20 protein-coding genes and 1 other annotated feature are annotated in these 22,584 nt (G+C 33.5%); of the genes, 18 read left to right on the top strand and 2 right to left on the bottom strand.

Annotation, left to right across the window (positions count from 1 at the left end):
- The first annotated feature begins 37 nt into the window (after window positions 1-37).
- Window positions 38-1,720: an ABC transporter ATP-binding protein gene (locus tag GMA06_RS00165; RefSeq protein WP_240328809.1), complete on the top strand. Its 1,683-nt coding sequence runs from the start codon at window positions 38-40 to the stop codon at window positions 1,718-1,720.
- Between the two features lie 143 nt (window positions 1,721-1,863).
- Here the strand turns inward: GMA06_RS00165 and GMA06_RS00160 are convergent, their stop codons facing one another.
- Window positions 1,864-2,970, bottom strand: a complete 1,107-nt coding sequence (locus tag GMA06_RS00160; RefSeq protein WP_163561291.1) for a Xaa-Pro peptidase family protein — start codon at window positions 2,968-2,970, stop codon at window positions 1,864-1,866.
- Window positions 2,971-3,200: 230 nt separating this feature from the next.
- Between GMA06_RS00160 and GMA06_RS00155 the strand changes: the two genes are divergently transcribed.
- From GMA06_RS00155 to GMA06_RS00085, 15 genes are all read left to right on the top strand, one after another.
- The gene (locus tag GMA06_RS00155; RefSeq protein ID WP_163561290.1) at window positions 3,201-3,632 is read left to right on the top strand and encodes an Rrf2 family transcriptional regulator; all 432 of its coding nucleotides are present in this window, start codon (window positions 3,201-3,203) and stop codon (window positions 3,630-3,632) included.
- Between the two features lie 83 nt (window positions 3,633-3,715).
- Window positions 3,716-4,714, top strand: coding sequence for an NADP-dependent oxidoreductase (locus GMA06_RS00150; protein ID WP_163561289.1), 999 nt, complete (start codon window positions 3,716-3,718; stop codon window positions 4,712-4,714).
- A 25-nt stretch (window positions 4,715-4,739) separates the two neighbouring features.
- Window positions 4,740-5,576, top strand: a complete 837-nt coding sequence (locus tag GMA06_RS00145; RefSeq protein ID WP_163561288.1) for an alpha/beta hydrolase — start codon at window positions 4,740-4,742, stop codon at window positions 5,574-5,576.
- A 165-nt stretch (window positions 5,577-5,741) separates the two neighbouring features.
- On the top strand, window positions 5,742-6,791 hold the full coding sequence (locus GMA06_RS00140) for a C40 family peptidase (RefSeq protein ID WP_163561287.1): 1,050 nt from the start codon (window positions 5,742-5,744) through the stop codon (window positions 6,789-6,791).
- 64 nt (window positions 6,792-6,855) lie between these two features.
- Window positions 6,856-7,078 (top strand) — a binding site (T-box leader).
- Between the two features lie 36 nt (window positions 7,079-7,114).
- The gene (locus GMA06_RS00135) at window positions 7,115-8,131 is read left to right on the top strand and encodes an ATP-binding cassette domain-containing protein (protein WP_163546164.1); all 1,017 of its coding nucleotides are present in this window, start codon (window positions 7,115-7,117) and stop codon (window positions 8,129-8,131) included.
- A gap of 58 nt (window positions 8,132-8,189) precedes the next feature.
- Window positions 8,190-8,786 carry a methionine ABC transporter permease gene (locus tag GMA06_RS00130; RefSeq protein ID WP_163546194.1) on the top strand — a complete coding sequence of 199 codons (597 nt, stop codon included), beginning with the start codon at window positions 8,190-8,192 and terminating at the stop codon, window positions 8,784-8,786.
- A 10-nt stretch (window positions 8,787-8,796) separates the two neighbouring features.
- A complete protein-coding gene (locus GMA06_RS00125) occupies window positions 8,797-9,639 on the top strand; it encodes a MetQ/NlpA family ABC transporter substrate-binding protein (RefSeq protein ID WP_163546163.1) in 843 nt (280 codons plus the stop codon).
- A gap of 236 nt (window positions 9,640-9,875) precedes the next feature.
- Complete coding sequence (locus GMA06_RS00120; RefSeq protein WP_163561286.1) at window positions 9,876-10,877, top strand: putative sulfate exporter family transporter; 1,002 nt, start codon at window positions 9,876-9,878, stop codon at window positions 10,875-10,877.
- A 118-nt stretch (window positions 10,878-10,995) separates the two neighbouring features.
- Window positions 10,996-12,057, top strand: coding sequence for a zinc-dependent alcohol dehydrogenase family protein (locus GMA06_RS00115; protein ID WP_163561285.1), 1,062 nt, complete (start codon window positions 10,996-10,998; stop codon window positions 12,055-12,057).
- Between the two features lie 263 nt (window positions 12,058-12,320).
- Window positions 12,321-13,235 carry a glycine--tRNA ligase subunit alpha gene (gene glyQ, locus GMA06_RS00110; protein WP_163546152.1) on the top strand — a complete coding sequence of 305 codons (915 nt, stop codon included), beginning with the start codon at window positions 12,321-12,323 and terminating at the stop codon, window positions 13,233-13,235.
- Window positions 13,236-15,269 (top strand): glycine--tRNA ligase subunit beta, encoded by a 2,034-nt coding sequence (gene glyS / locus GMA06_RS00105; protein ID WP_163561284.1) that lies wholly within the window; start codon window positions 13,236-13,238, stop codon window positions 15,267-15,269. It begins immediately after the preceding gene.
- On the top strand, window positions 15,269-15,868 hold the full coding sequence (ruvA, locus tag GMA06_RS00100) for a Holliday junction branch migration protein RuvA (RefSeq protein ID WP_163561283.1): 600 nt from the start codon (window positions 15,269-15,271) through the stop codon (window positions 15,866-15,868). The genes glyS and ruvA overlap by 1 nt, the downstream gene beginning before the upstream one ends.
- Before the next feature lie 62 nt (window positions 15,869-15,930).
- A complete protein-coding gene (locus tag GMA06_RS00095; RefSeq protein WP_163561341.1) occupies window positions 15,931-16,629 on the top strand; it encodes a pseudouridine synthase in 699 nt (232 codons plus the stop codon).
- A gap of 128 nt (window positions 16,630-16,757) precedes the next feature.
- The gene (gene rny, locus GMA06_RS00090; RefSeq protein ID WP_163561282.1) at window positions 16,758-18,368 is read left to right on the top strand and encodes a ribonuclease Y; all 1,611 of its coding nucleotides are present in this window, start codon (window positions 16,758-16,760) and stop codon (window positions 18,366-18,368) included.
- A 249-nt stretch (window positions 18,369-18,617) separates the two neighbouring features.
- Window positions 18,618-19,475, top strand: coding sequence for a transposase (locus tag GMA06_RS00085; protein ID WP_163561281.1), 858 nt, complete (start codon window positions 18,618-18,620; stop codon window positions 19,473-19,475).
- On the opposite strand, the gene GMA06_RS08445 is transcribed toward GMA06_RS00085, so the two are convergent.
- Window positions 19,447-19,689 carry a sugar-binding domain-containing protein gene (locus GMA06_RS08445; RefSeq protein ID WP_240328808.1) on the bottom strand — a complete coding sequence of 81 codons (243 nt, stop codon included), beginning with the start codon at window positions 19,687-19,689 and terminating at the stop codon, window positions 19,447-19,449. The genes GMA06_RS00085 and GMA06_RS08445 overlap by 29 nt on opposite strands.
- 356 nt (window positions 19,690-20,045) lie before the next feature.
- On the opposite strand from GMA06_RS08445, the gene GMA06_RS00075 reads away from it, so the two are divergent.
- Together GMA06_RS00075 and rho are read left to right on the top strand one after the other, a co-directional pair.
- Window positions 20,046-21,317: a UDP-N-acetylglucosamine 1-carboxyvinyltransferase gene (locus GMA06_RS00075; protein WP_163545201.1), complete on the top strand. Its 1,272-nt coding sequence runs from the start codon at window positions 20,046-20,048 to the stop codon at window positions 21,315-21,317.
- Window positions 21,317-22,573: a transcription termination factor Rho gene (gene rho / locus GMA06_RS00070; protein ID WP_163545200.1), complete on the top strand. Its 1,257-nt coding sequence runs from the start codon at window positions 21,317-21,319 to the stop codon at window positions 22,571-22,573. Before GMA06_RS00075 ends, rho begins: the two co-directional genes overlap by 1 nt.
- Window positions 22,574-22,584 lie beyond the last annotated feature (11 nt).

Here is a 22,584-nt window from a genome sequence, read left to right as displayed (position 1 = left end):
GACCTATTAATTGTAAGATATTGAAAGGAGTTACTATATGAAAAAAAATAAATTGTGGGTGTGGACACATAAAATGTCTCTCGGAGTTATTTTGGTTATTGCATCATCTTTAACAAATTTAATCATTCCTCTTTTTTTAAGAAAAGTGGTTGATTCAGATACTTCTTTGGATATAAATAGTTTAGGTATTCTCATAGGTATGTTACTACTTCAAGCATTAATTTTGTCATTTGGTAATTACGTATTTGCTGTGGCAGGTGAGAATCAAGTTGCTTCACTTAGAAAGCATTTAATCAGTCAATTTTATAGTAAGAAAATGAGTTTTTTTCATTATCGAAAAAGTGGAGAGTTAGCTTCTAGAATTGTGAATGATACACTTGTTATTAGAGATTTTTTGATAAAAAGTATACCACAATTAGTGGCAAGTATTATCATTCTAATTGGAACAGTGAGTGTATTATTGTATTTGGATTGGAAACTTTCTCTCGTTTTGATTATTACATTACCTATTATGGCGTTGTTGATTATACCAATTTCTAATATTAGTGAAAAAGCAAATAAATCACTTCAAGAAGAAACAAGTTTACTAAGTGGGAATATTGCTGAATCTTTTCAGGAGATAGAAATGATTAAAGCAAATGTTGCAGAGAAAAGTATCGCAACTAAACAAGAAAAAAGAGTAGATTCTATCCGAAAACACGCTTTAAAAACAGATTTAGTACTATCGTTTGAATCACCATTTGCACTACTTTTTATTTTTGGTGTTATAGCTATTGTATTTTTATATGGTGGTCAGAGAGTAGCGTTAGGAGATTTAAGTGTTGGTACATTAGTTTCCTTTATTATTTATTTGTTGCAACTTTTAAATCCAATAGGTACATTATCGTCTGTTTCTGCAGAATTTGCGAAACAAAAGGGTGCTACAACAGAAATAATGAATTTATTAGAAATACCTAGTGAGGAGTATGAAGGAACAGAAATTTCTATGAATGTTGAAACCATTCAATTTAAAGATGTATCGTTTAGTTATTCTTCTGATAAGCCTGTATTAGATAAAGTGAATCTAATCATTAAACCTTATCAAAAAATTGCGATTGTTGGTCCGTCTGGTGCTGGTAAATCAACTATTATCAATCTCCTTTTAAGATTTTATGATATTACAGGAGGAAGTATTGAAATCGGTGAAAAAGATATTTATCAATATGATTTACGAAATTGGCGACAATTATTTGCTTTAGTGGCACAATCCAATGCTGTTCTTTCTGGTACCATTCGTGAAAATCTTTGCTTTGGGATAGACAAACTAGTGACAGACAAAGACTTAGACGAAGCATTGTCCATGGTATCTCTTACAGATGAAATAAAACAATTATCCGAAGGGTTGAATAGTCAAGTTGGAGAAAATGGCAAATTACTTTCTGGAGGACAAAAGCAAAGATTGCAAATAGCAAGAGCTTATTTGAAAGATTCTCCTTATATTCTGTTTGATGAAGCAACAGCAAATTTAGATGCTGATGCAGAGTATAAAATCAATCAAAGTTTAAAGAAATTAAAAGAGTATCGTACGATTGTTGTCATAGCTCATAGATTATCAACAGTTGTAGATGCCGACCAAATTTATTTCTTAGAAAATAATTGTGTTACTGGACAAGGTAGACATGAAGAACTTTTACAAACACATGAAACATACGCACGTTTTGTGTCTGAACAAATGATATAAAAGTATTGAAAAATACGAATTGACCTAAAATAAAAAGAGCCGAATTTATTTCAAAAAACTTTCTTCATTTAATGTTAAAAATATTTAGAATGATAAAACAGAGATAATCGAACTGGTAAGCATGTCGATTATCTCTGTTTTCATTAAATATAATCTTTCCAATTTAGAGAGTACGGGCTAAAAGTAAAGGATTGTGCACCTGTTGGTGTTAGGTAGAAGCAGTCTTCAATACGAACACCGATTTTTCCAGGAATATAAATACCTGGTTCAATAGAGAAGCACATATTTTCTTGAAGTACAAAATCATTGCCAGAGGCAATAGACGGAAATTCATGAACGGTTTGTCCAATACCATGGCCTAGGCGATGTGTGAAATAATCGCCATATCCGTATTTTGTAATAATATTTCTGGCAATAGCATCTAATTCGCTAGCAGTCATACCAATTTTTGCCATATCTCTTGCTGTGTGATGTGCTTCAAGAACAATGTTATAAATTTTTTCTTGTTCACTGGATAGGTTATCACCAAAGAATAGTGTACGTGTCATGTCGCTAGCGTACCCTTGGTGCATTGTACCTAAGTCAACGAGTACAAATTCATTAAAATGAATTTTATTTAAGCCTGGGTTACCATGTGGATTTGCTGCGTTTGCTTGAGAAAGTACCATTGTGTCGAAACTCATTTTGGATACGTTTTGTTTTTTTAGTTGGTATTCAATTTCTGCAATAACAGCACTTTCTGTAATGCCTTCTTGTAATGTTTGAGCGGCAATTTTAGTAGCTAAGTCGGCTGTTTTTCCTGCTTCTTTTAATAAAGTGATTTCTTCTGGTGTTTTGATTAGTTTTAATTGTTCAATCGTACTTGAAACATCGTGCGTAAATTGAATGGTTGGTAAGATACGTGTTAAATGTTCTAATGTTTGCATTGTGACAAAGTTTTTCTCAATAGATACTTTTTTTGCTTGAGAAATATATGGGCGTAATGTTTGTGCCAATTTTTCCCAAACATTTTCACTGTCAAAGTGGGGTAAAAATTGTAATCCTGTTGTACTTTCTTTAGCTAATTCATAATCTAAAGCAGGTAAGACTAGTAATGGTTTATCATTTGGTACAAGGATAAGCATAAACACTCGTTCGTGTGGTTCGCTATGAAATCCTGTTAAATAACCAATAGTACTTGGATTTTGTATAAAGCATAAATCAACTTGTTGATGTGCTAAAGTTTGTTGTAATGTGTGTAAAGTAGACATTATGTTTTGTCCTTTCTAGTTCATTTGTTATAAATTATATTAGCACATATTTTGTTTATCGCAACTATTTAAAATAAAGACGGGATATATTGTCTTATTTTCTTAGAAAGATGATAGATATTTATAAAAAGTCATTTTTATTTTATTTTTGTTATCAAAAAAGCTTGTCAAAAAAATATTTTTATGTTAAAGTTGTTCTTGTATCAGATACAACTACGAAAGGAGCCGTTATGGATACAAAATTTTCTGTTGCTCTTCATATTTTGACGATGATTAGCGAAAGTAAGGAAGTATTAAGTTCTCAGTCATTGGCAATAAGTGTGGGAACAAATGCAAGTTATATTCGTAAGGTGATTGCACTATTGAAAAATGCAGGTCTTTTAACATCTCGACAAGGAAAATCAGGCTATGAACTTAGTAAGACTGCCAAAGAAATTTCTTTATTAGAAATTTATTATGCAACACAAGAAGTTAACACTATTAGTCTTTTTCAAATTCACCAACATGCCAATAGGGAATGTATTGTTGGAAAACATATTGAAAAAGCTATGTTTCCTATTTTTTCAGATGCTGAACGTCTATTAGAAAACCAGCTATCAAAACAAACATTAGATGATGTCATTCATAATCTTTATCAAGAAGTAGGACAAAATCGTATCTGACTAATATAATAGTCAGATTTTATTAAACATAAAGATAGACTTGAATCAGATACAAGTACACAAAAAGAAAGAGAGAATACAAAATGAAAGTAGCACAACATACAACTTATCATAAAGAAAATATTACCTTAACTTTAACAGAAATGGATATACCTGAAATTAAACCGCATCAAGTGTTAGTGAAAGTCGTTTCAGCTGGTGTAAATCCTGTTGACAATATGATTTCTCGTGGTGAAGTAAAGATGATTGTTCCATATAAATTACCACAAACGGCAGGTAATGAAGTAGTCGGTTTTGTTGAAAAAATAGGATCAAATGTCAAAACATTTCATGTAGGAGATCGTGTTTTTGCTCGTTTACCATTAAATAGCATTGGAGCCTTTGCAGAATTTGTTGCTGTTGATGCATCAGCATTAGCCAAAGTCCCTGAATATTTAACAGATATTGAGGCAGCGGCTATTCCTCTTACAGCATTAACTATTATGCAGTCTTTGGCATTGATGGATGCAAAAGCGGGAAAAACTATTTTCATCTCTGGAGGCACAGGCGGCGTTGGAGGCATGGCAATTCCTATTGCAAAAGCTAAAGGTCTAACCGTTATTACGAATGGAGATGGTGTCAATGAAGACCGTGTGTTAGCTTTAGGTGCTGACCGTTTTATTGACTACAAAAAAGAAGATTATACAAATTTATTAAAGGAAGTTGATTATGTTTTAGATACCCTTGGTGGAGAAGAAACAGAGAAACAAATGTCTATTATGAAAAAAGGTGGACATCTCGTTTCTTTACGTGCCATGCCAAATGGTGATTTTGCCAAACGAATGCATTTACCAAAGTGGAAACAATTTTTATTTGGATTGGCAGGCCGCAAATTTGATAAAATGGCAAGTCAATATGGTGTACACTATCATTTTATTTTTGTAGAAAGTAATGGAGAACAATTACAAGAAGTTGCTGATATTTTTAGTGAACGTATGATTAAACCGTCTATTGATACAGTTTATCCATTTGAACAAGTGAATGAAGCTTTAGATAAAGTAGCGAATGGACGTTCTAAAGGTAAGACAGTATTAACATTTTAGAGTGATTTAGTATAAAGGAGAAAATATGTCGTATATTACAACAAAAAATGAGTATATTATGGTTTCGGGTAACCGAATTGCGTATAGAGAACTTGGGAAAGGGAAGTCAGCACTACCTTTGGTAATGCTTATTCATTTAGCAGCTACTTTGGATAATTGGGATCCAAAATTACTTGATTTACTTTCAGAAAAACAACATATCATTGTTTTAGACTTACCTGGTGTTGGTGCAAGTGAGGGGAAAGTAGCCGGTACTATTCCAGGAATGGCAGAGCAGGCTATTACCATTATTCAAGAACTTGGGTATGAAAAAATCAATCTTCTGGGTTTATCTATGGGTGGTATGATTGCACAAGAAATCGTTCGATTAAACAACGAATTGGTCAATCAGTTAATTTTAGCTGGAACAGCTTCTCGTGGAGGTAAAGAAGTAGATAAGGTGACTGGTAAGACTTTTCGCTATATGTTAAAAGCGAGTTTGGAGCGTGTCGATCCAAAACGCTATATTTTCTATAATCATGATGAACAAGGAAAACTTGAGGCAGAAAAAGTGTTAAATCGCATGAACATAAGACAAGATAGCTATGCAGATAAAGCGATGAAAGTGTCTGCTTTCTTAACACAATTAAAAGCAATCAAACGTTGGGGGAAATCACAAAGTGATGATTTACGTTTTATTACGCAACCAACGCTCATTGTCAATGGCGACAATGATATGCAAGTGCCAACCGAAAATTCTTATGATATGCACGAAAAAATTTCGGGTAGTCAACTGATTATTTATTCTAATGCAGGACATGGTTCTATTTTTCAAAATGCAGATACATTTTCAAAAGATGTGTTCACCTTTTTAGAAGTATAAAAAAGACGACGACATTCATAAATATGATATGGTGAACCGACAACTCAACATTGTCGGTTCATTTTTAGCATTCAAAAATATTGACGTTATCTAGGTTGTAAGTGTAAGATTGATAAAAAGACAAATCGTATTATGTCACAAAATTAGAATGTTAATGGTGAGAGAATGAAAAGAACTGAAAAACACGTAAAGAAAAAAGAAACACATTTAATAGGTATGGGTGTAGTCTTACTGTTGATGATATTTTCTATTTTCATTTATTTATTGATGAAACAGAATCAAACACAATCTGTTGTTCAAGAAACAGATACAAATCAAGTATCTAATCAATGGACGGCAGAGAAACAATTAAAAGTAGTCAATCGTTTTTCGACTTTTTTATTTAAGGCACCTACATCACATCCTGTAAAAGATATTTTATACGAGCAAGCATTGAAAAAAGAACCTTATGTGTTAAATCATGAACAGCGTGTTCAATTATTGCATGACCAGTTAGTCGATTCAGAATTGCTGTATGCCGATACGGTAAGGGTACTTGAAACAAGTGGTGATTATACAAAAGTTGTTGCACTCCAACAGCCTAATGGTAAAGATGTGGATGGGTATATCGGGTGGGTCTTTACTCAAGATTTATCTGATATTCCAGAAACGTTTAAAAGAGCTGAAAAACAAATTGTTGTGAGTAAAGCAACGACCAAAGGACGATTAGAGAATAGTGATATAACATTATCAATCGGTTCTTATTTACCATTAGTAGATGAAACAGCAACGGATTTTATTGTGGAAACCTTAAATGGAAAAGCGACCATTCAAAAATCAGATGCAATCGTGAGAGGATCTATGACTTCATTAGAAGAGATGATGACGATTGGAAAATCATTGATTGGGATAGACTATACATGGGCTGGGACAAGTGGTAATGGCTTTGATTGTAGTGGTTTGGTACATACTTTGTATCGTTTATTAGATATTCAAGTATCCAGAGATACAACGAAGCAAGTGCTTGATGGTATAGAGATACCAAAAGATAAAGCGTCTTTAGGTGATTTACTATTATTTGAAAATGAGCAAGGTATACATCATGTAGGTATTTACGTCGATAAAGGTGTCATGCTACACGCTCCAAATGAAAATGCCTCTTTAGAAATGATGTCCATTTTAGGAACACCCTATGAAAAAGAATTAAAATATGTGCGTCGAATTGTTCAACCATAATTTTGTGTAGATTATAATAAAAAAATATTGACAAAATGATGAGTCAATATTATAATTTCTCTCATAAAACGCAGTGAAAAGAAGAACATTAGTGGATAATTGTAGAGAGTTTGTGCGTGGTGAAAGCAAATATAATCGCTAATGGAAATGGTCTTAGAGTGGTTATTCTAACTTATTAGGAATAAACGGAGCACCCGTTATCGTGTCACAGTTTTAAACTGTATGAGGCTTATTTAGTGATGAATAAGTAAACAAAGGTGGTACCACGGGTGAAACTCGTCCTTCATGAAGGACGAGTTTTTTTGTGCAGAAAGGAGATTGATATGATAAAAATTGATGATGTTAGTGTACTGTTTAAACAGAAAAAACAGGAAATACAAGCCGTACATCAAGTCAACTTGCATATCGAAAAAGGTGATATATTTGGTATTATTGGATATAGTGGAGCAGGAAAAAGTACTTTGCTTCGATGTATCAATTTTTTAGAACAGCCAACATCTGGGAAAATAGAAGTTGACGGTGTGGATTTATCAACGCTAAATAAAAACGAATTAAGACGTGCTAGAGCAAGCATTGGTATGATTTTTCAGCAATTTAATTTGATTGCCTCTAAGACGGTTTATGAAAATATTGTTTTTAATTTAGTAGCGGCAAATGTACCAAAAGAAGAACATGCTACTCGTGTCAATGAATTGTTAACGCTTGTAGGGCTATCCGATAAAGCAACGAGTTATCCAAAAGAATTATCGGGGGGACAAAAGCAACGTGTCGGTATTGCAAGAGCATTGGCAAATAATCCAAAGATTTTATTATGCGATGAAGCAACGAGTGCATTAGATCCGGAAACAACAAAACAAATTTTATCTTTATTAAAAAAAATCAATGAATCATTAGGTATTACGATTGTACTGGTAACACATGAAATGGAAGTGATTAAATCCATTTGTCATAAAGTTGCTGTTATGGAGAAAGGACGCATTGTTGAGAGCAATCGTGTGTATGACTTGTTTGCACATCCACAATCAGATTTGATGAAACAATTTGTTGCGAGTTTATATGATGATGCTCTACCAAGTCAAGTGTTTAATCATAATGAAAAAGACACTCTTTTAACGTTAGTGTTTCATTCCAATAATGCCGAAGAACCGGTTATTGATAAACTAAAAGATTTATTTGAGGTATCTGTGTCAATTTTGCAAGGAAAAATTGAGTATATTCAAGATGAGCCATTGGGGCATTTAACGATTGCTTTATCCGGAAAAGATGAAGAAAAGGAAAAGGCACTAAGTTATTTAAGAAGTGTCGTATCACAGGTAAAGGTGGTGACGTCTTGTGATTGAAACATTTATTCAAGAAATTGGACCAGAATTTGTGAAAGCAATACAGGAATCAAGCATTATGGTAGGTTTATCGCTTATCATTGCGATTGTATTAGGGATTCCGTTAGGTATTTTACTTTATATTACAAGTCAAGGGCTAATATGGAAAAATCATGTAGTGAGAGCCATTTCTAATATGATTATTAACATGATACGTTCCATTCCATTTATTATTTTAATGGTTGCTCTGATTCCTGTTACAAAATTACTTGTTGGAAAATCAACAGGTGCTATGGGAGCCGTGGTACCGCTTAGTGTAGCGGCAGTGCCATTATTGGCACGTTTAGTTGAAACGGCTTTGCGAAATATAGACAAAGGTGTTTTGGAGTCGAGTGTGGCTTCTGGAGCTTCAACATGGCAAATCATTACCTCTGTCTTACTACCTGAAGCAACTTATGGCATTATACAAGGCATTACGTTAACACTTATTAACATTATTGCTTATAGTGCTACTGTTGGAGCAATTGGAGGAGGGGGGATTGGTGATTTAGCTATTCGATATGGTTATTATCGTTATGATAATATGACACTTATTGTGACGATTGTCTTTTTAGTATTAGTTGTCCAAATTATTCAAATATCGGGCGACAAATTAGCAGAATTAACGAAGAAATAGGAGAATGTATATGAAAAAATCATTTAAAAAATTACTATTATTAGGCTTAACAACTTTATCAGCTGTTACATTAGTGGCATGTGGTGCACAAACAGAAAAAGCAGCGGACAAAGAGAAACCACAAGAAAAGAAAAATTTAGTTATTGGTGCAACATCAGGACCTTATGCGGATATGGTGAAAAAAGCTATTAAACCAGGTCTAGAGAAAAAAGGTTATACAGTAGAAGTAAAAGAATTTACAGATTATGTACAGCCAAATAATGCTTTAGCAGCTGGAGAATTAGATGCTAATTTATTCCAACATATCATTTATATGAAAAACTTTGCTCAAAAAAATAATTTACAATTATCTGATTTAATTCAAGTACCAACAGCACCAATGGGTATTTACTCATCTAAATATAAATCATTATCTGAATTACCAGAAAAAGCAGAGTTATCATTACCAGGAGATGCAACAAATGCTGCACGTGCATATAATATTTTAAGTCAACAAGGTTTATTAAAATTAAATGCGGATGTAGATGTATTGAAAATTTCTCAAAAAGATATTGCTGAAAATCCAAAAAACTTAGTCTTTAACGAAATTGAAGCTGCTGGTTTACCAAGAGCTATCGAATCTTCTGATATTTCAGCTGTACCAGGTAACTTCGCTTTAGCATCTGGATTAGATTTAACAACAGCACTTGTTCTTGAAAAAATGGATGACAATTATCGTAACCGTGTTGTTGTCAATACAAAAGACAAAGATGCACAATTTGCAAAAGACATTATCGACGTTGTGAAATCAGATGATTTCAACAAAGTGATTGATGAACAATTCAAAGGTTTCGACAAACCGTCTTATAAATAAAGAGTTAACGAAAAAGCTTGAAATTAACACGTTTATGTGTTGATTTCAAGCTTTTTTACTATTAAATAATAGAAAGTAATCGAAATTAGTACATCTAATAAAAAATTAAATTAACAGATAAATTTCAGTCGTAGTGTATATTTCATAATTGATTGTTAGAATTTAGTAAAATACCTATTCAAAAGGGAGCATATTGTGTAAGATAAACATAAAAGATTAGAAAGAAGTGTCAGTATATGAAAATATCAATAAAACCTCTTTTACCAGGTGTAATAGCTGCTTTTTTTGTCACGGTTATGGCAAAAATGGTATCAAGCTATATTGCCATAGGAGGACCAGCAACATTAGCTATTTTGTTAGGCATTTTATTTGGTAATACTGTTTTAAAGCATCAAATATTTAATAAAGGAACAAAATTTTCTGAAAGTAAGCTTCTTGAGTGTTCTGTTGTTTTATTAGGATTTACTGTAACTTTTCAAACGATTAGTCAAATGGGCATCAATGGTGTCGGATATATTTTCCTCAATATGTCTATTGTGTTAATAGGAACTTATTTTTTAGGAAGACGTATTGGGTTTAATGATGAGATGAGTTTGATGATGGCGGGAGGAAATGCTGTATGTGGATCATCAGCTATCGGTGCTATTGCACCGGCAATACATGCTAAAGATGATGAGAAAGGTCAAATTGTCACATTAGTCAATTTATTAGGGACTGTGATGATGTTAACATTACCATTTTTAGCGACTGCACTGTTTCAAGATGCTTTGATGTCCAAAAGTGCCTTGTTAGGTGGTACATTGCAATCGGTAGGTCAAGTAGTGGCAGGAGCAAGCTTAGTCAGCGAAGAAACCGTTAAATTTGCGATGCTATACAAGATGACACGTATTATGTGTTTAGTATTTGTTGTATATGCTTGTAAAAAAGTAGTGTTTAAAAAACATCATTCGCCAATAGTTGTCCAAAAAAGACAAACATTCCCTATTCCGTGGTATGTGTGCTTATTTTTATTGATTTGCCTTATCAATAGTACCATAGGGATACTACCAGTTTTTGTATCCAGTGCAAAATTTGTAAGCAGTTGGTTTGAAACCATTGCTTTAGCCGCTATTGGATTACGACTGGATATAAAAAAATTCCTAAAAGAAGGTCCTAAATTTGCTATTTATGGATTGAGTGTGGGGCTTTTTCAAGTTGTGATAGCTTTGTTCATTATATTTCTTTTTCACATTCGTTAGTGCATCTTATTTTTGTGCCGAATAAACAATAAATTCGATGATTTTTGTATTTAAAAGTTATGTATTTTTTGTAAAAAATGTGGCATAATATAATCATATAGAAGAAAGGTGGTTAATTATGAAAGCCTATACATATGTTAAACCAGGAGAAGCAAAATTTGTAGAAAAAGACAAACCGGTTATTTTAAAACCAACAGATGCTATTGTTCGCATGGTAAAAACAACAATCTGTGGTACCGATTTACACATCATTAAAGGAGATGTTCCTGCTGTTAAAAGTGGCACTATTTTAGGACACGAAGGTATTGGTGTTGTGGAAGAAGTTGGTGAAGCAGTAACAAACTTTAAAAAAGGGGATAAAGTACTTATTTCATGTGTATGTTCATGTAGTAAATGTTATTACTGTAAAAAAGGAATTTATGCACACTGTGAAGACGAAGGTGGTTGGATTTTCGGTCACTTAATCGACGGAACACAAGCAGAATTTTTACGTGTACCACATGCAGATGCAACTTTATATCATACACCAGAAGAATTATCTGACGAAGCATTAGTAATGTTATCAGATATTTTACCAACAGGATATGAAATTGGGGTTCTTAAAGGTAAAGTAACACCAGGATGTACCGTAGCAATCGTTGGTTCTGGACCAGTTGGATTGGCATCTTTATTAACAGCTCAATTCTTCTCACCAGCAAAAATCATTATGATTGACCTTGATGACAACCGTTTAGAAAGAGCATTGTCATTTGGTGCAACACACGCAATCAATTCTTCTAATGTTGACGAAGCAATTCAAAAAGTATTTGAATTAACAGATAACCGTGGTGTCGATGTAGCCATTGAGGCTGTTGGTATTCCTGCAACATTTGACTTCTGTCAAAAAGTTATTGCGATTGATGGAACAATCGCAAATGCGGGTGTACATGGAAAACCTGTTTTATTCGATATTGAAAGATTATGGATTCACAACATCAATATTACAACAGGTTTAGTATCCACAAATACAACACCTCAATTATTACAAGCATTAGCAGCAAACAAAATTCAACCAGAAAAATTAGTAACACACTACTTCAAATTAAGTGAAATTGAAGAAGCATATGAAATTTTTGGTAAAGCAAGTGAACATAATGCGATTAAAGTTATTATCGAAAATGATATTACACCAGTTGAATAAAAATCACTCTAAGCCTAAACTAGCCAATGCTAGTTTAGGCTTTTTATATTATTTTGGCTCTATAATAAATCGTGTTGTACCAACAGATTTGACGGAGATTCAATATTTTTTGTAAAAAAACAATAAAAATGTTTATATATACATTATTTTAATAGCTTAGTATATCGTATTGTATCGTTGTGAATTGATTAAAAATATGGTAAAATGTGGCATGATTATGCCATTCTTTTATAAGAACGAGAAGATAGGAAAGGATATAAAATATGAAAAAAGGATTGACCTTACAAGAAATTATTTTAACATTACAAAATTATTGGTCTAAACAAGGTTGTTTATTGATGCAAGCGTACGATACGGAAAAAGGGGCAGGAACAATGAGCCCTTATACGTTTTTAAGAGCTATTGGACCAGAGCCTTGGAATGCAGCGTATGTTGAGCCATCTCGTCGTCCAGCAGATGGAAGATATGGTGAAAATCCAAACCGACTGTTCCAGCATCATCAATTTCAAGTCATTATGAAACCTTCTCCAGATAATATTCAAGAATTATATTTGGATAGTCTAAAAGCATTGGGGATTGATCCTTTAGAGCATGATATTCGCTTCGTAGAAGATAACTGGGAAAATCCGTCTTTAGGATGTGCTGGTTTAGGTTGGGAAGTTTGGTTAGACGGTATGGAAGTGACACAGTTTACATATTTCCAACAAGTTGGTGGTTTAGAATGTAAACCTGTTACAGCAGAATTGACATACGGTTTAGAGCGTTTAGCTTCTTATATTCAAGAAGTAGAAAGCGTGTATGATTTACAATGGACCGATACAGTAAAATATGGTGAGATTTTTATTCAACCAGAGTTTGAACATTCTACATACGCATTTGAAACAAGTGATGCTCCATTATTAAAAGAATTATTTGATAAATATGAAGTAGAAGCTTTGAAGCAAATGGAGAAAAATTTAGTTCACCCAGCTTATGATTATATTTTAAAATGTAGTCATACATTTAACTTAATGGATGCAAGAGGTATTATTTCTGTAACAGATAGAGCAGGATATTTGGCACGTATTCGTAATATGGCTAGAGAAGTCGCAAAAGCTTTTGTACAAGCAAGACGTGATTTAGGTTTTCCGTTGTTAAGTCGTGAAGAAGCACGAAAATTATTAGAGGAGGATAAATAAATGACAAAAGATGTCTTATTAGAAATTGGACTAGAAGAAGTACCTGCTAAATATGTACGTTCTAGTAGTGAACAATTAAAAGAACGTGTAGAACAATTTTTAACAGAAAATCGTTTGGCATTCAAAGAAGTGGTTGCGTATGCCACACCTCGTCGTTTGGCAGTTATTGTTAAAGAAGTTGTTGAAAAACAAGAAGATATAGAAGAAGTTGCCAAAGGTCCGGCAAAAAAAATTGCTTTAGATGAACAAGGTCAATGGACAAAAGCCGCTATTGGTTTTGTCAACGGGCAAGGATTATCAACAGATGATATTTTCTTTGAGGATATTAAAGGTGTTGAGTATGTTCATGTTAAAAAATCAATTAAAGGACAAGATACATTATCTATTTTGTCTGGTTTAAAAGATGTAATCTTAAAAATGACTTTTCCGATTTCAATGACATGGGGCAATCATACGTTGAAATATATTCGTCCTATTCATTGGTTAATCGCTCTTTACGGAGATACTATCATTCCATTTGATATTTTGGGTGTAGAAACAGGTACAACAACAAGAGGCCACCGCTTCTTAGGACAAGAAACGACAGTTTTGACACCAAGCGACTATGTTTCACAGTTAGAAAAAGAATATGTGTTAGTTAATCAAGAAGATAGAAAATCATTGATTGTGTCACAAATTGATGCGTTAGCACAAGAAAATGATTGGGTTGTGGAATTAGATGAAGAGTTGCTTGAAGAAGTAACAAGCATTGTGGAGTATCCAACTGCATTTTTTGGAACATTTGACAAAAAATATTTGGTTGTACCTGATGAAGTGCTTATCACCACAATGAAAGAGCACCAACGCTATTTCTATGTTAAAAATAAAGAAGGTCAATTATTACCATTCTTTATTTCTGTTAGAAATGGGAATGATCAACATTTAGATAATGTGGTTAAAGGAAATGAAAAAGTGTTGGTAGCACGTTTAGAAGATGCGCTATTCTTTACAAAAGAAGATGCTAAAATTCAGATTGCACAAGCAGTTGAGAAACTAAAACATGTTAACTTCCATGTGAAAATTGGATCTGTCTATGACAAAATGTCAAATACAAGAGCCATTTTAACAGTTCTTTCAAACTTGTTACAAATTGATGTGACACATGCTGTAAGAGCAGGAGAAATTTATAAATTTGATTTAGTGACAAATATGGTTGGTGAATTCCCAGAATTACAAGGAATTATGGGTGAAAAATATGCTTTAGATAAAGGTGAAAGTATAGAAGTGGCACAAGCCATTAGAGAGCATTATTTGCCTTTATCAAGTGACGGTGCTTTACCAGAAAGTATATCTGGAGCATTGTTGGCTGTTGCTGATAAACTAGATACATTGATTAGTTTCTTCTTAAAAGGAATGATACCAAGTGGTTCGAATGATCCGTACGCATTGCGTCGTCAAGCCATTGGTATTGTGTCTATTTTTGAAAAAGAAAATTGGCAAATCGATATGGTTTCTTTATTTGAAACTATTTTAAAAACAGTATACCACGTTGAAAATAGTGACGTTGTAGAGTTATTACGACAATTTATTTTGGCACGTTTACAACAAAAATTACAAAGTTATGATATTCGTTATGATGTGATTGAATCTGTTTTAGCGAGTCAAACATTAAATATTCCATTGCTTATCCATAATGCCAAAGATTTGCAAGAGCATACGCAAGAAATTGATTTTAAAGTAACAATCGAGGCTGTATCTCGTGTGTTAAACCTTGCTAAAAAATCGCATGATATAGAAAACTTCGGAAAAATAAACATCGTATCAGATTTATTTGAAACGGATAGTGAAAAAGTACTGGCACAAGTGATGCAACAAGTAGAGCATGTTTCTTATGATAGTTTAAAAATGTTGACACAACCTATTACAGCTTTCTTTAATGATAATATGGTGTTGGTTGAAAACGAAGAAGTTCGGAACAATCGTTTAAGTATATTGGTGCAATGTGCAACAAAAATATTAAACTATGCAGATACAACGAAATTAGTGGTGAAATAATGTTTGAGTATGTAAAAGGACAGTTAGTGTCGATTTATCCAACGTATGTAGTTGTAGAGGTGCATGGTGTTGGTTATCAGATTTTTATGCCGAATGCATTCGGTTTGCAAGAAATGCTCAAACAAGATATAACGGTGTATGTGTATCAAGCTGTTCGAGAAGATGCCATTACGTTATATGGATTTAAGTCATTAGAAGAAAAACAATTATTTTTGAAATTGATTAGCGTATCGGGGATTGGTCCAAAAAGTGCGTTGTCCATTTTGGCGAGTGATAATAGTGAGGGATTGATACAGGCTATTGAAACGAATGATGTTACTTATTTGACGAAGTTTCCAGGTGTTGGGAAAAAGACGGCAGCTCAAATAGTGTTAGATTTAAAAGGGAAGTTTACTGATATATCGAAACCTGTTTTGGAAAATCATATTCCTGTTTTAGAAATATCACCAATTTTAGCAGAAACGAAAGAAGCGTTATTAGGATTAGGATATTCGGAACGTGAAATTAAAAAAGTCTTACCTCAACTTGAAAAAGAACATTGTCAATCGACAGATCAAGCGTTGAGAATTGCATTTAAACTTTTATTAGGAAGTAAATAAATCAATAAAATCACAGTGGGTTACCAGTGTGATTTTATTGTGTTAGTAGGTAGAAAAAGATGATTAGATTAGATAAATTTTTAGTAGACATGGGTGTTGGCTCACGAAAAGATGTTAGAGAGTTAATCAAAAAGAAACAAGTCCAAGTAAATGGAGAAATTGCTAAAAAAGCAGATGATAAAATAGATGGAAAACAAGATGAAGTTATGTGCCAAGGGGTAGTATATCACTATACAGAATACGACTATATTATGTTAAATAAACCACAAGGTGTGGTAAGTGCAACAGAAGATAAGATACATCAAACAGTTTTAGATTTGTTGGATAAAAGGTATCATCGAGTAGCACCTGTTGGTAGATTGGATAAGGATACACAAGGTCTATTATTATTGACAAATGACGGTGCTTTAGCACATGATTTATTATCTCCTAAAAAGCATGTTGATAAACGATATGAAGTACATCTAAAATATCCAATTCAAGAAGATTTAGTACTTTCTTTTGAAGAAGGCATCATATTAGAAGACGGCTATAAATGTTTGCCTGCTAAGCTCACGATAAAAGATTCGTATTGTGTATTCGTGACGATTCAAGAAGGAAAATTTCATCAAGTAAAACGTATGTTTCAAGCATTGAATAATAAAGTTGTTTTTTTAAAACGATTGAGTATGGGAAGTTTACAATTAGATGAAACACTTCCAATTGGAGCATATCGAGAGTTAACAATTGAAGAATTGGAGCATTTAAAAAAGGGTAGATAAATGACCATATAATATTTGACAAGGGACTATATTATCTATAAAATGTAAGGGTGTACGGCTAAGTTGTCGTATGTCATTATGTATTATTTAGTAAAAATAAAAAAATAAATATGATAGGAGGTGTCGATATGGGACCTAGTGGTTTAATCCCACAAGGAGATGCAACCTCTACTATCATTGTTATTTTAGTAGCTGCTATCCTTGGTATAGGGGCAGGATATATTTTTAGAAAATTATCTTATGAAAAAAAATTGGCAAGTACACGTGGTACAGTCGAATTTTTATTAGAAGATGCTAAAAAGAATGCGGATTTGACATTAAAAGATGCGGAATCTGAGAAAAAAGCTTTATTATTAGGTGCAAAAGAAGAAATTCAACAATATCGTACAAGTATAGATCAAGAGTTAAAAGAACGTCGAAACGATGTCATTGAACAAGAAAAAAGACTTGTTCAGCGTGAAACAAATTTAGATAGAAAAGATGAGAACTTATCTCGTCGTGAGCAAACGATTGATGATAAGGAAAAGGTACTATCTCAACGTTCTGAAGTATTGTCACAAGAGCAATTAAAAATAGAATCATTGATTGCACAACAACAACAAGAATTGGAAAATATTGCATCTTTAACATCTGATGAAGCAAAAGAAATCATTTTAACAAAACTAACAGAAGAATTAAAACATGAACGTGCCGTTTTGGTAAAAGAGTCACAACGTCAAGCAGAAGAAACAGCCGATCGTCAAGCAAAAAATATTATTTTACAAGCTATTCAACGTACGGCATCAGATTTAGTTTCTGAAAATACTGTATCAGTTATTTCTTTACCAAATGAAGAAATGAAAGGTCGCATTATTGGGCGTGAAGGACGAAATATTCGTACATTAGAAACGTTAACAGGGATTGATGTTATTATAGATGATACACCAGAAGCTGTTGTATTAAGTGGTTTTGATCCAGTACGTCGTGAAATTGCTAAAATGACATTAGAAAAACTCATGAAAGATGGACGTATTCATCCGGCTCGTATTGAAGAAATGGTTGAAAAATCTAGAAAAGAAATGGATGAACGCATTCGAGATATTGGGGAAAAAGCAGTCTTTGATGTAGGTGTGCATACATTACATCCTGATTTAATTAAAATATTGGGACGTTTATATTTCAGAACAAGTTATGGACAAAATGTCTTAAATCATAGTATTGAAGTGGCTCGTTTATCTGGTATCATTGCTGGAGAATTAGGAGAAAACGTTAATTTGGCAAAACGTGCAGGATTGCTACATGACTTAGGAAAAGCCTTAGACCATGAAGTAGAAGGATCACACGTGGAAATTGGTGCTGAATTTGCTCAAAAATATAAAGAAAATCCTATTGTTGTCAATGCCATTGCTTCCCATCATGGTGATGTTGAAGCTACCTCAGTCATTGCAGTGATTGTTGCCATTGCAGATGCGTTATCTGCTGCAAGACCAGGTGCTAGAAGTGATTCATTAGAAAACTATATTAAACGCTTAGAAAAACTTGAAGAAATTTCAAATAGTTTTGAAGGTATTGATAAAAGTTTTGCCATACAAGCAGGTCGTGAAGTACGTGTCATGGTTAAACCTGATGTATTGGACGATGATCAAACAGCTTTATTGGCACGTGATATTAAAGAGAAAATTGAATCTGAGTTAGAATATCCAGGGCATATTAAAGTAACAGTGATACGCGAATTGCGTTCAGTGGAGTATGCTAAATAAAACACATAACAAATCATCCTAGTGCAAGAAGCACTAGGATGATTTGTTATTTCAGACTGTTGACAAATTAAAATGTCGACAGTCTTTTTTCGTATCAGACGTTAAGTTGTCCGGCTTACCACGATGTACACGATACATCGCTCGCTCTCTACTACGTGCGAGAACGAAGCCATTCGTACCACAACGTCTGATACGATAATAACGCTTAAAAGTGGTATAATAGAGATAAGAAAAAGGAGGGAAAAATCGATGTTTTATAAAGAAACTCACCCAAATGATGAAATCATATTAAACACATTGTCCGAATTAGTACCAAAAGACCATTTACTACGTAAAATTGATAAATCAATTGATTTCAACTTTATTTATGAAATTACTTCTCCTTATTATAGTCATACGAATGGTCGCAATAGTTTAGACCCTGTTGTTTTATTTAAATTGGTCTTTTTAAAAGATATTTATGGCATTAAATCCATGCGAGAAACCATTAAACGTGTCGAAACGGATGTAGCGTTTAGATGGTTTTTAAACCTCCCTTTCTCTAAACCTACCCCACATTATTCTACTTTCTCTCAAAATTATATTCGCCGTTTTCAAGGGACGTCTGTGTTTGAAGATATATTTAATACTATTGTACACCAAGCTATCTCACATCATTTAATTAGTGGGACAGCTTTATTCACAGATTCCACACACATTAAAGCAAACGCCAATAAAAATAAATTTAGAAACGCTGTTATTGAAGTGGTTCAAGAACGTAAACGAGATTTAGAAAACGAAATCAACGCCGAACGAGAAGCTATTGGAAAAAAGCCGTTTCATTACACCGATAAAACCATCTCTAAAACTATTAAAGAAAGTACGACTGATAAAGAAAGTGGCTATTACCATCGGGATAATAAAGAAAAAGGATTTATGTACTTAGACCATCGTAGTGTAGATGGTAAACACAATTTTATTGTAGACTGCTTTATGGCGCAAGTACGTCTCCATTTGGATTTTTGCATAAACTCTGTTATTATTTTCATAATGTATCCAAAATTTTCAATGCAAATTTTTTGTCTAAAAATAAATGCGTTCATAAACTTCCTTTTAATGTACCGATAATGGCAGATGATTTAAATTTGTTATTACATACACTAATTCGGATAGAAATGTAGAAAATATTTTCTAACGACAGCCCAAATGTTTTGTTGTGATTGATTGATAAAAATTGTCCATTGATATTGAATGGGTGACCGTATAAAACAACAACAGCTGTGTCTAATGATTCAAATAATACGTCTTTACGGATAAAGCTAATGAATAAAAATTTTAACAAGCTTTTTATCTTTCGATTCGTCTAGCTCTTTTAAAAGTTTGTATTGACTCAAGGCATATTTTTTCGATAATTCTGTAATCGGTTGGTTATGAATATAGTAGTCCTCTCATAGATGAATTAAAAATGTATCGTTATTTTATACATGTTTTTCCATAGAATATCCTTAATGATTATATAAATTAAATATTATTCTATACGATTTATGCACAGCATTCAAGAAGAAACGTGAATACAACATAAAAAGATAGACATTTCACTCATTTTAAGCTATTCTAAAATGGGTGTTTTTGTCATTTAGACAAAAATAAGAAAATTGCGAATGAGAGATAGTAGATACGTTTTAAGGAGAATGAAACATGAAAAAAATTGTTGTTCACGGGGGCAAAAAACTATTTGGGGAAGTGACAATAAATGGTGCAAAAAATAGTGTTGTAGCACTTATTCCAGCTGCCATTTTAGCGGATAGCCCAGTAACTTTAGAAGGTGTACCAGATATTAAAGATGTACATGCATTGATTGAGATATTACATGATTTTAATGTAAAGGCAGTATTTGATAATGGCGTGTTAACAATAGATCCAACGCATATAAAATCTGTTCCAATGCCAAGTGGTAAAATTCAAAGTTTACGTGCTTCTTATTACTTTATGGGTGCAACATTGGCTCGTTTTCATGAAGGAGTTATTGGATTACCTGGAGGTTGTTTTTTAGGTCCTCGTCCAATTGATCAGCATATTAAAGCTTTTGAAAAATTAGGTGCAACCGTGACGAATGAGCAAGGTGCTATTTCTTTAGATGCTAAAAAACACGGGATACATGGCACACGTATTTACTTTGATGTTGTGTCTATTGGTGCCACAATTAACTGTATTCTTGCAGCGGTGAAAGCAAAAGGTAGAACCATTATAGAAAACGCAGCAAAAGAGCCTGAAATTGTTGATGTGGTAACATTATTGAATAAAATGGGTGCTAATATCCGTGGTGCAGGTACAGCCACTATTCGTATTGATGGTGTGGAACACTTACATGGCTGTACACATGCCGTTATACCAGATCGTATTGAAGCAGGAACGTATTTGTCATTGGCAGCCGCTTGCGGTGAGGGTATTTTAGTCAAAAATGTCATAGCCGAACATATTGAAAGTTTTTTGGCGAAATTAGACGAAATGGGTGTCGATTTTGTTGTTGGAGAAGAAGATATTTTAGTAAAACCAACGAAAGAATTAAATATGGTATCAATTAAAACGCAACCTTATCCGGGATTTGCGACTGATTTACAACAACCGATTACACCATTATTATTAAAAGCAACAGGAACAGGAACGGTTTTAGATACGATTTATCCAAAACGTGTGAAACACATTGCTGAATTGGTGAGAATGGGTGCAAATGTCAAAGTAGAAGGAGATACGATTCGTTTCAATGGGCCTTCTGAACGTCTTATGGGTGCACAAGTCACAGCTAGCGACTTAAGAGCAGGGGCATGTTTATTAATTGCCGGTTTAATGGCAGAGGGAACAACAGAAATTTATGGTGTAGAGCATATTTTAAGAGGATATGCCCATATTATCGATAATTTACGTGCATTAGGGGCGGATATTGAAATGGTTGAAATTGGAGGCGACTAATGGAAAATATTTGGACTTTAGAAACACTTGAGCAAGAAACGTTAAAAGAAATTTATAAATATGCTAGAGAATTAAATATTCCCTCATATAGTCAAATGAATAAAAAGGAATTGTGCATGGCTGTCATTCGTGCACAAGAAGAAACACAAGGTTTCTTTACAGTTGAAGGTGTTTTAGACGTTGTTTATAACGGACAAGATAGCTATGGTTTTTTACGTCCAATAAATTATACCCCAAGTCAAGAAGATATTTATATTTCTAATTCACAAATGCGTCGCTTTGATTTAAGAAGAGGCGATTTAGTGACAGGAACGGCTCGTCCACCAAAACAAAGTGAACGTCGCAATGGGTTAATGCATGTGTTAAAAGTCAATGGACAAGATCCAGAAAAAGCTAAAGAAAGAGAGCATTTTCCAGCTTTAGTCCCACTTTATCCAGACACACAAATTGTTTTGGAACATAAAACAAATGATATTGCTGCACGTGTGATTGACTGGGTAGCACCAATTGGGTTTGGACAGCGTGGGTTAATTGTTGCACCTCCAAAAGCAGGTAAAACATCATTGATTAAAACGATTGCCAAAGGAATTACACAAAATTATCCAGACGTTTATTTAATTGTCTTATTGATTGACGAACGTCCAGAAGAAGTAACTGATTTAGAACGCAGTATTAACGGAGAAGTGGTTTATTCGACATTTGATCAACAACCTGAAAACCATGTACGTTTAGTTGAGTTAGTTCATGAACGAGCATTACGCTTAGTTGAAGAAAAAAAAGATGTTGTCATTTTAATGGATAGCATTACCCGTTTAGCTAGAGCATATAATCTTGTTATTCCTCCGTCTGGTCGAACATTGAGTGGAGGGATTGATCCAGCCGCTTTTTATAAACCAAAACGTTTTTTTGGAGCCGCACGTAATATTGAGGACGGCGGTAGTTTAACAATTCTTGCAACGGCATTGATTGATACAGGTAGTCGCATGGACGATGTGATTTATGAAGAATTTAAAGGAACTGGTAATATGGAATTACATTTATCCAGAGAACTAGCAGAAAGACGTATTTTTCCTGCAATTGATATAAAAAAATCAGGCACACGTCGTGAAGAATTATTGATAGATAAAAAACGTTTAGACTTAATTTTTAAAATGCGTAACAGTATGAAAGGAGATTCACTCGAGTATACAGAGGCTATTTTAAAAGGAATGCGTAGTACAACAAGCAATAAAAAATATTTTGATTTATTAAAATAAGAAGGTAGAGA

It is taken from the genome of Granulicatella sp. zg-84, from assembly GCF_010892375.1.
In the GTDB taxonomy this organism is placed as follows: Bacteria; Bacillota; Bacilli; order Lactobacillales; family Aerococcaceae; genus WM01.
Note: the sequence above shows the minus strand (reverse complement) of the source record. Positions and strands in the feature narration are given on the sequence as shown.